We start from the raw sequence: 14289 nt of genomic DNA on the forward strand, positions 1-14289 counted from the left end.
CCGGCGATGCCGGCCGGTTGCCGCCCATTTGGACAAACACCAACTCGAAGGATTCTCTCATGGCCAATGCTGTTGAACAAATCGAGCAACGTGATCAACTCTCGCCGGTCAAGCGCGCGCTTTTGGAAATCCGCGAGCTGAAGGCGCGCCTCGCAGAAGCCGAGGCGGCGAAAAACGAACCAATTGCCATTATCGGCATGGGCCTGCGTTTCCCCGGAGGGGCGCATGATCCCGAGTCCGCCTGGCGCATGTTGCGGGACGGCGTCGATGCCATTCGTGAAGTGCCGCCCGACCGCTGGAACATCGAGGCGTTCTACGATCCCGACCCCGACCAGCCCGGCAAAATGTCAACGCGCTGGGGCGGCTTCATCGATCACATCGATCACTTCGATGCGGATTTCTTCGGCATCTCACCGCGCGAGGCCATGAGCATGGATCCGCAACAACGGTTGCTGCTCACCGTCGCCTGGGAGGCACTGGAGCATGCCGGGCAGGCCCCCGACAAACTCATGGGCAGCCGCACCGGGGTGTTCATCGGCATCGCCGCCTTCGACTACCCCGCCATGCAGATGCAGTTTCTCGAACACCACCAGATCGATGCCTATTATGCCACCGGTTCGTCGCACAGCATTGCCTCGGGACGGCTCTCCTACTTTTTCGGTCTGCAAGGCCCGAGTATTTCCCTGGATACCGCCTGCTCCTCCTCGCTGGTGTGCGTGCATCTGGCGTGCAACAGCCTGCGGCAGCGCGAATGCAATCTGGCGCTGGCCGGCGGCGTGAATTTGATCATCGCGCCCGAGCTGTTGATCAACTTTTCGAAAGCGCACATGATGGCGGGCGATGGCCGCTGCAAAACCTTCGATGCTGCCGCCGATGGTTTCGTGCGCGGCGAAGGCGCGGCGCTGGTGGTGCTCAAGCGGCTGTCCGATGCCCTCGCCGACCGCGACAATATTCTGGCGGTGATTCGCGGCTCGGCGGTGAATCAGGACGGCCGCAGCAGCGGCATCACTGCGCCCAACGGCCCGTCACAGAAGGCGGTGATCCGCCAGGCGTTGCAAAACGCCGGGGTCTCCGCCGCGGAGATCGGATATGTTGAAACCCACGGCACCGGCACGGCGCTGGGTGATCCCATCGAGGCGCAGGCGCTCGGCGCGGTGATGGCGGAAGCGCGCCGCCTGGATCAGCCAGTGGCGATCGGCTCGATCAAAACCAACATCGGCCATCTCGAAACTGCGGCAGGCGTGGCGGGTCTGATCAAAGTCGTGCTCGCGATGCAGCACGGCCAGATTCCACCGCATTTGAATCTGCGCACCCCCAGCCCCCACATCCCGTGGCAGGAGTTGCCGCTGACAGTTCCCACCCGGCTTACGCCCTGGCCGGCAGTGGCGGGGCGGCGGTTGGGCGCGGTGAGTTCCTTTGGCTTCAGCGGCACCAATGCGCATATCATTGTCGAGGGCCGCGATTTCGCGCCGCCGGCCGGCGGGCAACCTGGGCGCTCGCGCCACCTGCTCACCCTTTCGGCACGCAGTGCCGCGAATTTGCAGGAGCTGGCCGGCCGCTATGTCAGGCACTTCGCCGAAAACCCCGCTCTGCCAGCCGCCGACGTTTGCTTCACCGCCAATACCGGACGGGCTCATTTCGATCATCGTCTGGCCATCGTGGCAGCGGACACGGTGCAATTGCAGCAAAAGCTTTCTTCCTTTCTCGCGCAGCAGGAGGCGCCGGGCGTCATGCACGGCCGTTGTGATCTCACCAACCGGCCGGAGGTGGTTTTTCTCTTCACCGGCCAGGGCGGGCAATATGCCAACATGGGGCGCCGGCTTTTTGAGACGCAACCCGTCTTTCGCGCCGCGCTCGAACGCTGCGCAGAAATCCTGCGCGCGCACCTCGACCGGCCGTTGTGGTCCGTGCTCTTTCCGCAACCCGGTGAGGAAGGCCTGCTCGACCAGACCAATTACACCCAGCCGGCCACCTTCGCCCTGCAATATGCCCTGGCGGAGTTGTGGCGATCGTGGGGTGTGGTGCCGGGTTTGATCATGGGGCACAGCGTCGGGGAAATTGTGGCGGCGACCGTGGCCGGCATGATGAGTTTGGAAGATGGCTTGATGATTGTCAGTGAGCGCGGCCGCCTGATGCACAGCCTGCCGCACACGGGCCTGATGGCTTCCATTCTTGCCGGTGAAAAGCGTGTCGCCGAAGCTCTGGCGGGATTCACCGATCGTGTCGCGATCGCGGCCCTCAACGGGCCGGAAAGTACGGTGATCTCCGGCGAGCGCCAGGCGGTGATGGAGATTTTGCAGCGGCTCGAAGCGCAGGGCATCAAGAGCAAGCTGCTGCAGGTCTCCAACTCGTTTCACTCGCCCCTGGTGGAGCCGGTGCTGGACGAATTCGAAGCCTCCTGCCGGCGCGCCAGCTACCGGCCGCCCGCCACCGCGCTGTTTTCCAGCATGCGACTGGCGTTGGTCGACGCAAACCATCTGCTCGACGCAGCCTATTGGCGCCACAACCTGCGACACACCGTGCGCTATGCCGAGGCCATGCAGGCACTGCACCAGATGGGGTATCGCATTTTCCTGGAACTGGGGCCGGCCCCGATTTTGGTGGTGATGGGACAGAAATGTTTCCCCGCCGGGGAAGGCGTGTGGCTGCCCTCGTTGCGCCAGGGCCGCGACGAGGAGGAGCAGATGCTCGACAGCCTTGCCAGTTTGTACGTCCACGGTGTCGAGCTTGACTGGGCGGGTTTCGACCGGCCCTTTGCCCGCCGTCGCGTCGCGCTGCCCGCCACTCCCATGTCGCCCAAGAGCTATTGGCTGGAAGAATTGAAAGTCTGGCAGCAGGGTTTCACCCCGAAAACCGCGAGCCGCTGGGAGGAGGTGGAGGAAGCCGGCCATTATCACGCGCGGCAGGTGCCGATGGATTTGGCTCTGCACACCTATCCCGCGAAATGGGCCTGCCTTGACCGCCTGACCAGCGCCTGTATCGTGAAGGCATTGCGCCAGCTCGGCATTTTCAAGAAAACCGGAGTCGCGTGCCGCGTGGCCGAGTGCCTGGCGCAATTTCAGATTCAACCGACCTATCGCAATCTCCTGCGGCGCTGGTTTGAAAAACTCACCGCTGAAGGCGTGCTCACGCGCGCGGGTGAAGGCTATGTGCGCCACAAGCCGTGGCCGCGTCTGACGGCCGAGGCCATTCTCGCGAAGGACGGCGCTCTCTTCGCGGACATTCCGGCGTTGCTGGAATACCTGCAGCGCTGCGGACGCATGCTGGTGCCTGTTCTCACCGGCGGGGAAAGCCCGCTGGAAACACTTTTCCCCGGCGGCACCAACGCCACCTCGGAGTTCTTGTATCACGAATGGGCGTTGTCGCGCTACTACACCGGCATTGTCCGCGGTCTGGCGCAAGCCCTCGTGCGCACCCTGCCCGCGACGCAGCCGCTGCGGGTGCTCGAAATCGGTGCGGGCACCGGCGGCACGACCGCCGCGATCCTGCCGGTGCTGCCGGCGACACGCACGCTCTACTACTTCACCGACATGTCGGAGTATTTTTTCACACAGGCGGCCGAACGTTTTCGCGCTTATCCTTTCCTGCGCTACGGCATTCTCAACATCGAAAACCCGCCCGCGGAGCAGGGCTTCGGCAGCCACGACTTCGACATCGTGGTGGCGGCCAATGTGCTGCATGCCACCAAAAACCTGCATGCCACCGTGGAGAACACCCGGGCCCTGCTCAAGCCCGGCGGCGCTTTGATCCTCTACGAGACCACGCATCATCCCCACTGGTTCGACATCTCGATCGGGTTGATCGAAGGCTGGCAGTTGTTCGAAGACGATTTGCGCAGCGACAACCCCTTGCTGCCGACCGAAAAGTGGCAGGCGCTGTTGCGCGAGCACGGTTTCGAGAAAGTCGCGGCTTTTCCCGAGGCTGGCTCACCCGCGGAAATTTTAAACCAGCATGTCTTTCTCGCCCGGATGCCGCTGGCCCGTGAAGGCGTGCAGATGCAGGCGGTGACCGCCGGCAGCAGCACGCCAGCCACCGGTCCGGCCGCGGCGGTTGAGTCTGCCGCGGCAGAGGCCGGAGAGACGCTGGTGCAGCGGCTGCAAAGTCTGCCGCCGGCCGAACGCTTCGAGCAGTTGATCGAGTACGTGCGCCGCCACGTGGTGAAAGTGTTGCGCCGTGATCCCGATCAAACATTGGGGCGGCGACAACGCCTGATGGAGGTCGGCATTGATTCGCTCATGGCGGTCGAACTGCGCAACCTGCTGGCACGCGGGCTGGGCATGACAACTTCCCTGCCGGCAACATTGATCTTCGACTATCCCAACATCGAGGCCATTGCCCGGCTGCTGGAGAAAATGGTGTTTGCTGACGGTGAATCGGCAGGAGTAACCGCCACGCGCAGTGCGCTTGAGGGCAACGGTAAAACCGTCACCGCCGAGGAAATCGCAGCGCTGTCCGAGGAAGAAGTCGCGGCGATGCTGGAGCGCAAGCTGGAAGCGATTTGAGATTTCTCGGTCGTGGCGCCTTCCGTCGGGCTGCACACATTGGCATGTATTGACAGGATGAGTACAGCCGCCCCAAGACGCTGCTGCCGGGCGCCGACCTCCTGTTTGCCCGCAGGTATTCTTGCGGAATTGCGGAGAAAGCGCCGCCTTTCCTTTCCCACGAAAATACCCTCCCACGAAAAGCTTTTTGTGGGACTTCACTTTCATTTTCATTGGGCGAAGCATTTTCCCAAAAAGAGCTTTGCCGTGGGACCTCATCTTTGTGGGAGGGTTTTTGATGTCTGCTTCCAACGCCGCCCTTCCCTGCTGTGCCGCCGGGGCGGAAGCGGTTGCCCGCCTGCGTAATGCCTCCGTTACGTGTGGGGACTCAGCGTGGAGATCATCTTGCCTGCCGGGCGGCATTTTTGTGGTATTTGCCATGCCGCACGCGGCGGCCATCAGGATGAAAATGGGCTTTTGGAGCAGTGCCTTCAGGCCCCGACTCTTAAGGGGCTACTGTAAAAGTATTTTCGTGGTCAACGCAAAGCTGTCAGGAAAACTGTGAAGTTTTCCCTGGCGGCATGGTGACTCCGCGCCCCGGCGTTTCAAAAAGAAAACATTGACGAATCAGTTTCCCATTTGATTTGGGTCATCCGAATTTTGCGTACATTTTGCGACAACAAGATGAAAAGAATCGCAAAAGCAGTTCCGTGCCTTCTCTGCTGAGAGCCACTTGCCCTAACTTGATAGCGAACGGCCCAACCCCGCCAGGGTGAAATGTTTAGAGCAATTGTCAACACCTCCACCTTCAAACTCCTTTAGGAGTGACATGTAGCGGCGTTTGCCTTCAATTCAAGAGGAGATCAAGGAGGAGGCACGATACACCTGTCACCCCGCTGGGGTTTCATTTCGGCGAACGGCACCTGGCTATAAACCTCTCACTCCTATCGGAGTTCATCAGATGCAAAGAACAGTCATGTGGCCATGTACGCTTGAGTCGGATGAACCTTTGATTTGATCAGCCACCACGGCTTGGCCGTGGTATTCTTGCAGTTTTTGTGGTATTTGCCATGTGCATTTGCACACCCATCACAATCAAAATGCAGCGCCGACATCTAGTCTGCAGACGGGAAGCCTGCGCTACGGCACTTTCGTGGTAAACCCGGCGCCGACGTCCTGTCTGCAGGCAGGGATGTCTGCACCACTTCTCACGTTGCTGATGGCCTTCCAAAGCAAGTTCATCTACTGGAAGCAGGGTTTCGCCGGCGGTGCTTCTCTGGCAAAGCGGTGCTGACTGCGCCGAATTTTTTCCCCACGACAATTGCAATTCTACGAACGTGCATTCTTTTTTCGGAGGTGTCACTTTGGTGGTGGCCACAGTGGCAGCGCCTCCCAGCAAGCGCAGGTTTTATTTCTTGCGCAATCCTCTCCGCTGGATCACGGCTTTGTCGATACTTACTGGGCTGTAAATTGGTGTGCGCCGCACAAATCACCTCACAACTCAGCACTCCAACCAACCGCCGACCCCCGGCGGACAGCCGGAAAAATGACTGGCGTACCCGACAACAGCAAGGGCATTCTTCCCCGTGAAGGTAATATGCTGAACAACACTCCCAAGGATTCCAAGGAACTCTCCCCGCTCAAACGCGCTTTTCTCAAAATCGAAGAAATGCAGGCCAGGCTGGCAGCCGTCGAGGCGGCCAAACGCGAGCCGATCGCCATTGTCGGCGTGGGCTGCCGGCTGCCGGGTGGTGTGCACGACCCCGAAGGCTTTTGGCAGCTTCTGGCGGCGGGCGTGGATGCCGTGCAGGAGATGCCGCGCGAGCGTTGGGACATTGAGGCCTATTATGATCCCAATCCCGACACGCCCGGCAAAACCGTTTGCAAATGGGGCGCGTTCCTGCCGGAAGTGGACAAGTTTGATCCCGCCTTCTTCGGCATTTCGCCGCGCGAAGCCATGAGCATGGATCCCCAACAACGCCTGCTGCTCGAAGTCGTGTGGGAGGCGCTGGAGAATGCCGGCCAGGCCCCGGATCAGCTCATGGCCAGCCGCACCGGCGTGTTCCTCGCCATGTGCAAGGTCGACTATGCCCAGATGCTGCTCAAGCAGAATGATCCCGGCCAGCTCGATACCTACTATGCCTCCGGCAACGCTTACAGCACGGCGGCGGGCCGCATTTCTTATCTGCTCGGTTTGCAGGGCCCCTGCCTGACGGTGGACACCGCCTGCTCCTCTTCACTGGTGGCGGTTCATCTTGCCTGCCAGAGTCTGCGCGCGGGCGAAAGCCGGATGGCCCTCGCCGGCGGTGTGAATCTCATTTTGTCGCTGGACAACACCATCAGCTTCTCGCGCTCGAACATGCTGGCGGCCGATGGCCGCTGCAAAACTTTCGATGCCGCCGCCGACGGCTTCGTGCAGGGCGAAGGTTGCGTCATGCTCGTGCTCAAGCGTCTTTCTGATGCGCTGGCGGATGGCGACCGCATCTATGCCCTGATTCGCGGCAGCGCAATCAATCAGGATGGCGCCAGCAGCGGCCTGACCGCACCCAACGGCCCGGCGCAGGAGGCAGTGATTCGGGAAGCGCTGCACAATGCCGGCCTGCAACCTGCCGAGGTCGGTTATGTCGAAACACATGGCACCGGCACGTCACTGGGCGATCCCATCGAAGTGCAGGCCATCGGCGCGGCGCTGGCAGCCGGCCATTCGCAAGAGCATCCCTTGTTGCTCGGCGCGGTGAAAACCAATCTCGGCCATCTCGAGGGGGCCGCGGGTGTGACCGGTTTGCTCAAGGCCGCGCTTGCCCTGCAGCACCGGCAGATTCCGCCGACCCTCCATTTTAAAACGCCGAATCCCCTGATCCCCTGGGATCATTTGCCGGTCAAAGTGGTGACGGCGCTGATTCCCTTCCCCGAGATCAATGGCAGGCGGGTGGCGGGCGTGAGCGCATTTGGCTTCAGCGGGACCAACGCCCACGTGGTGCTGGAAGAATTTCGCGGGACCTCGCAGAGCAGTGACAGCTCCTCGCGGCAGGCGGTTTCGGCGGTGTCGGCGCGGCCGCGTCACCTGTTGACTCTCTCTGCCAGGAGTGAACCGGCTCTGCAGGCCTTGGCACAACGCTATGAAGAGCATCTTGCCAGCCCTGTCGAGTTCGATCTCGCGGCAGTGTGCCGCAGCGCCAATACCGGCCGCGCCCATCTTTCACACCGTCTGGCGCTGCCCGTGGAGAGCAGGGAGGAATTGCGTGCCAAGCTCGCGGCGTTTGGCCGTGGCCAATTGCCCGCCGGCTGTCACCGCGGCCAGGTGGTGGTGGATGAGGCACCACAGATCGCCTTTCTCTTCACCGGCCAGGGTGCGCAATATCCCGGCATGGGACGGCGGCTTTATGAAACCCAGCCGGTTTTCCGGCGGGCGCTGGAGCAGTGCCAGGAGCTGCTGCGGCCGCATCTGCAAAAGCCGCTGCTCTCGGTTATGTTCAGTGATCCGGCGGCACCGGAGACGGTGCACGAGCTGCATCAAACCGCCTATACCCAGCCGGCGTTGTTTGCGCTCGAGTATGCCCTGGCCGAGTTGTGGCGCGCCTGGGGGGTGAAGCCTGCCGCGGTGCTCGGCCATAGTGTGGGCGAATATGCCGCCGCCTGTGTGGCGGGAGTTTTCGATTTGGCAGATGCGCTCAAGCTGATCGCGGCGCGCGGCCGCCTGATGCAGGAGAAATGCGTTTCCGGCACGATGGCGAGCATCACCGCCTCGGAAGCCGAAGTTGCGGCTGCTCTCGCCGGCCACAGCGAGGAAGTCGCGATCGCCGCGCTCAACGGCCCGGACAGCACAGTCATTTCCGGTGAGACCGGCGCGGTCGAAAGGCTGTGCCGGAGGTTCGAAGCCGAAGGCCGCAAGACCAGACGGCTGACGGTGTCCCATGCCTTTCATTCGCCTCTGATGGAACCGATGCTGGAGGAGTTCACCGCTGTTGCCGCGCAGGTGAAGTATGCCGCGCCGCGTCTCGGGCTGCTTTCCAATGTCACCGGCCGTTTCGAAACCGGCGCGTTCTTCAGCGACCCCGGCTACTGGCGGCGGCACGTGCGCAGCACCGTACGCTTTGCCGATGCCATGCGGGCGTTGCACGACAAGGGTTATCGCATTTTTCTGGAAGTGGGCCCGCATCCCACGCTGCTCGGCATGGGCACAAAATGTTTCCCCGCCGGGACCAATGCCGGCGAGCCTTGTCTCTGGCTGCCATCGTTGCGCCAGGGCCGGGACGACTGGCAGCAAATGCTCGACAGCCTGGCGGCACTTTACGTCAATGGGGTCGCGATTGATTGGGCCGGCTTTGAACAGGACACGCCGCGGCACAAGGTGACGCTGCCGACTTATCCCTTTCAGCGCCGGCGTTTTTGGTTCGAACAACGCCGGGTGGAGACGCAGCCGAATGCTGCAGGCAGCGCGCGGCATCCCCTGCTCGGCCAGCGGGTGCAATCTCCCCTGCTGAAGGAAGTGCTGTTCGAAACGCAAGTGAGCGTCGCGGCCGTGCCCTTTCTCGGGGATCACGTCGTGCATGGTCTGGTGGTCATGCCGACCACCGCGTATCTCGAAATGATTTTGGCTGCAGCCACCGCCCTGTGGGGAGAAGACAGTCACCTCGTGCAGGACATGGACCTGCGCGAGGCGATGACGTTCGAGGCCGGCGAGTGCCGCACCGTGCAAATGTTGCTGTCGCCCGCCGCGGAGGGTGCCCGGGATTTTCAGATCATCAGTTTTTCCGGCGCCAGTGCGTATGGCGCAGACTCCTACAAAGTTCATGCGGCGGGCAAAATGCAACCGGCCCGTTCCAACGGCCATTTGCCTGCGGCGGTGGATCCCGCTGCGCTGCGTGAGCGCCTGCGTACTGCCGTGCCCGTGCCGGAATATTATGAGCATCTGCGCGCCACCGGTTTGCAGTTCGGGCCGCGCTTCCTTGGAATCGTGCAGCTTTGGCGCCAGGACGGCGAGGTGCTGGGAGAAATTCACCGCAACGACACGATTGCCGGCGAGGCCGGACGCTTCCACATTCACCCCGCGCTGCTGGATGCCTGCCTGCAAATTTCCGGCGCCCTGCTCGCCCCTGATCACAACCGGCTCGCCGCCGAGGAAATCTTCATGCCGATCGGCCTGGAAGCTTTTCGTCTGTTTGCTCCTGCGCCGGCGCAGCTTTTTTCACATGCCGTGCTGCGGCCGCACGCCGCCACCCCTGCCGCCGCTGCGCAAACCCGCGTCATCGATTTTCATATTTATGATGCCGCAGGCAATCCGGTGGCCGAGCTGCTGGGTTTGCAGGTGAAGCGTGTCGCGGCCGCCTTGTTGCAGCGCGCCGCCAGCGCCGGGTTGAAAGACTGGCTCTATGAAGTGAAGTGGCTGCCGCAGCCGCTTGCGGGCAAAACCGCCACTGCCGCGGCTCCCGATTTTCTCCCGGACAGCGCGCCGCTCAGCGCACATTTGCAAGCCGCCCTGCCGGACTTGAGCGCCCGCCACAATTTTGCCGTGTATGACGAATTGCTGCCCCGCCTGGATGCGCTCAGCACTGCTTACATTGTCAAAGCGCTGCGCGACCTGGGCTGGGAATTCACTCCCGGCCGGCGCTTTGAGGCCGGGGCACTCGCGGCTCGATTAGGTGTGGTGCAACAGCATCAGCGTTTGTTCCACCGGCTGCTGGAGATTCTGGCAGAAGACGGCATCCTCAGGCGCAGGGAGTCCGACTGGGAAGTGCGGCAGGCGCCGGCGCCCGGCGATCCCGAAAGTTTGGCGGCAGAGTTCGTTACCGCCCACGCCGAATTGACCCTGCTGCGGCGCGGCGGTGAAAATCTTGCCGAGGTGTTGCGCGGCCGCTGCGATCCCCTGCAGGTCCTGTTTCCGGGAGGTTCGTTCGATCTTGCGGAAAAGCTTTATCGCGAATCGCCGGCCGCGAAGGTGTACAACGGCCTGGCGCGCCGCGCGATCGCGCAAATCGTGGCCAGCCTGCCAGCCAACCGCACCCTGCGCGTTCTGGAAGTGGGCGCCGGCACCGGCGGCACCACCTCCTTCATCCTGCCGGAATTTCCGGCGCAACGCACGGAGTACACTTTCACCGATCTTTCCCCGCTGTTTTTGACGCGTGCCAGGGAGGATTTCGCCGCCCATTCCTTTCTGCGCTACGAGCTGCTGGACATCGAGCAGGATCCCGAGCAGCAGGGCTTCCGGCCGCACGGGTATGACTTGATCATCGCCGCCAATGTCGTGCACGCCACGCGCGATTTGCGCCAAACCCTGCGGCACCTCCGGCAACTGCTTGCACCCCGGGGCCTGTTGCTGCTGCTGGAAGGCATGCAGCCGCAGCGCTGGATCGATCTGACCTTTGGCATGACCGAGGGCTGGTGGCGTTTCACGGATCTCGAGCTGCGCCCCAACTATCCTTTGCTTCCGCCGGCGGCATGGTTCACCCTGCTGCGCGAACTGGGCTTCGAGCAGATCGAGACGGTGCCGGCGCAACAGAGCGGCCGCGCCTGGTCGCAGAACGCCCTGCTGCTGTCGCGTGCGCCCGGCGGGCTTGCCATTGCCGACCGGAAGGATGCCTGGCTGATTTTTGCAGATCAAGGCGGCGTCGCGCAAGGCCTCGCACAGCACCTGCAGGCGCAGGGTGAACGCTGTGTGCTCGTCAGCGCGGGCGAATCCTTTGCAGCATCGGGAAATGGCAGCTTCCGCGTGGCCCGCGGCCATCGCGAAGATTATCAACGCTTGGTGCAGGAAGCTTTCGTTGCGCCGCACCTCTCCTGCCGCGGTGTCGTGCATCTCTGGCCGGCCGATGACTTTGCCGGCGACCAGCTCGACTTGAAGACGCTGATTGACGCGCAGGAGCGCGGCAGTCGCAGTTTGCTGGCGCTCCTCCAGGCCCTGTTGACGACGCCGGGATTCGAGACACCGGAAGTCTGGGTGGTGACGCGCACCGCCCAGCCGGTGACAGAGGCGGCACAACTCTTGGCCCTGCCGCACGCCCCGATTTGGGGCTTCGGCCGCGCTCTGGCGCTGGAGCATCCCGAGTTGCGCTGTGTTCGCCTCGATCTCGACGCGCCGGCGCACCTTTCCGTCGAGTCGCAACTGTTGCTGAACGAGCTGCTCCATCCGGATGGCGAAGAGCAGGTCGCCTATCGCAACGGTCAGCGTTACGTCGCCCGTCTGGCGCGCCGATCGCTGGATTTTTCCTCCGATATTTCCGCGATGGCGAACGCGGGTGAGACGGCGCCGGTGCAGTTGGAGATCGTGCAACCCGGTGTGCTCGAGGGGCTGAAACTGAAGCCGGCCAGCCGCCGGCCGCCGGGGCCGCATGAGATCGAGCTGCGTGTCGCCGCCACCGGTTTGAACTTCCGCGATGTGTTGAACGCGCTGGGCATGCGCCGCGATGAGGATCCGCTCGGCGGCGAAGTCGCGGGCACCGTGGTGCGCGTCGGCAGCGCGGTGAAGGATTTCAAAGTCGGCGATGAAGTCATTGCTGTCACTGTTGGCGGCTTCAGCACCTTTCTCACGACCTTCACCGCTCTCACCGTGAAGAAGCCGGCCGGACTCGATTTTGCCGCCGCAGCCACGATTCCGCTGGCCTATCTGACTGCGGCATATGCCCTGCACAGTTTGGGCAGGCTGCAGCGCGGGGAGCGTGTGCTCATCCACGCGGCGGCCGGGGGCGTGGGCATGGCCGCGGTGCAGCTCGCCCGGCGTGCCGGCGCGGAGATTTTCGCCACTGCCGGCAGCGCCGAGAAGCGCGACTATCTCAAGGGGCTCGGCATTGCGCATGTGTTCAACTCGCGCACGCTGGATTTTGCCGACGAAATCCGGCGGATCACGGCCGGCGAAGGCCTCGACCTGGTGTTGAATTCCCTCACCGGCGAGTTCATTCCCGCGAGCCTGCGGTTGTTGCGGAGCAATGGCCGTTTTTTGGAAATCGGCAAGAAGGAAATTTGGAGCGCCGCGCAGGTGGCGGCGGTGAATCCGCACGCCACCTACTTCGCGGTCGATCTCGCGGAAAAAATCAAGCGCGATCCCGCCGCCGTGCGGCCGCAGTTGCTGGAAATCATGCAGGCGATCGCCAACGGTGAGCTGCAGCCGCTGCCCCACACGACTTTTGCCCTCGCGGAGGCCGCGGCCGCATTCCGCTACATGGCGCAGGCGAAACATATCGGAAAAGTCGTTGTCACTCAGCAAGGGGCAGGGGGCAAGGGGCACGGGGCACGGGGCACGAGGCAAGAGGCGGGTATTCAGGTGCGGGGAGATGCCACTTATCTCATCACCGGTGGATTGCGCGGCCTGGGTCTGCTCACGGCCGAATGGCTGGTCGAGCGGGGCTGCCGTCATCTCGCCCTGCTGGGGCGCAGCGCGCCAGCGGAAGCCAGCCTGGCCGTGATTCGCAAGTTGAAGCAAGCCGGCTGTCGCGTGTTGGTGATGCAGGGTGACGTGGCCAAACCCGAAGAGGTTGCGCGTTGTCTGCAACAGATTCAAACAATGCTGCCGCCCTTGCGCGGGCTGATTCACTCCGCCGGTGTGCTGGATGATGGTGTGTTGCTGCAGCAATCCTGGGAGCGCTTTCTCACCGTCATGGCGCCGAAAGTTTTCGGCGCGTGGAACCTGCATGTGCAGACACGCGAGTTGCCCCTGGATTTCTTCGTGATCTACTCCTCGGTGTCGGCGCTGCTCGGCACGCTGGCGCAGGTCAATCACGCCTCCGCCAATGCGTTTCTCGATGCGCTGGCGCATCACCGCGCGGCGCTCGGCCTGCCCGCGATGAGCATCAACTGGGGCGCGTGGTCAGAGATTGGCGCCGCGGCACGGCACAACGTCGGCGACCGCATTGTGACGCGCGGCATCAATTCCTTCACCCCGCAGCAGGGGCTGCAGGTTTTGGCCATGCTGTTCGAGCGGCCCGTGACCCAGGTGGGTGTGATGCCGGTCAATTGGACCACCTTTGCCGACCAGTTCACCGGCCGGCGGCTTCCTGCTTATTTCTCCGAGCTGGTGGCTGGTGCGCAAGCGCGGACGGCCGCGCCGGCGACGCCGTCACCAGGGCCGCGCAACCTCCTGCAGGAATTGCAGCAGGCCACGCCCGCCAGGCGCCGGCAAATGCTGCTGGCCTTCGTGGAGGCGCAGGCGCAGAAGGTGCTGAGCATGGAGGCCTCACAAACCATCCATGAAAAGCAGCCGCTCACGGATCTCGGCCTGGATTCGTTGATGGCGGTGGAACTGCGCAATTTGCTCGGTGCGGGTTTGGGGCTCGAACGTCCTTTGCCTGCCACGCTGGTGTTTGACCATCCCACTACCGCCGCGCTGGCGAATTATTTCCTGCGCACCCTCTTCGCGACAGACACGCCCCCGGCGGCGGCGCCATCACCCGCCCCGGCCGCCATGCTGGAAAGTATCTCGCAGCTTTCGGATGAGGAGGTCGACCGGCTGTTGGCGGAGAAAATGGCCGGTGGCAATTGAACCGCGGTGATTGCGCCGGGAGTCAGCAGCGGCAGGGGCGCGCCCTGCCATTGTGTCGCTCCGGCATGAGGATGTGAAAATCTCCGTGCGCACCGGAACAGTCACGGGCCGGGCGGTGCTCCCCGTGTGAAGCAAGGTCGCCAGGAAAATGCCTGCCGGCAGACAAGAGGGCAGCGCGACGTTTTCATTGGCGCAGGCCTCCCGCCTGCAGGCGGAGAGGTGGGCTGCGCTGCGTTGTTATCGTGAAGGGTGTGCAACCGTATCCGACAATTCCCGCGGAATGCCAAACGAAGCAACACCCGTGCAATGGACTTACAAGGAAGATGATGTCGGACT

2 protein-coding genes are annotated in these 14289 nt (G+C 62.9%); both read left to right on the forward strand.

Translation table 11 applies throughout. From position 1 onward, the window contains the following. Positions 1 to 59 precede the first annotated feature (59 nt). A complete protein-coding gene (locus ONB52_19490) occupies positions 60 to 4502 on the forward strand; it encodes an acyltransferase domain-containing protein (GenBank protein ID MDZ7418315.1) in 4443 nt (1480 codons plus the stop codon). A 1576-nt stretch (positions 4503 to 6078) separates the two neighbouring features. After that, positions 6079 to 13953, forward strand: a complete 7875-nt coding sequence (locus ONB52_19495) for an SDR family NAD(P)-dependent oxidoreductase (protein ID MDZ7418316.1) — start codon at positions 6079 to 6081, stop codon at positions 13951 to 13953. Positions 13954 to 14289 lie beyond the last annotated feature (336 nt).

It is taken from the genome of candidate division KSB1 bacterium (genome assembly GCA_034506255.1).
GTDB classification, from domain to species: Bacteria; Zhuqueibacterota; Zhuqueibacteria; order Zhuqueibacterales; family Zhuqueibacteraceae; genus Coneutiohabitans; species Coneutiohabitans thermophilus.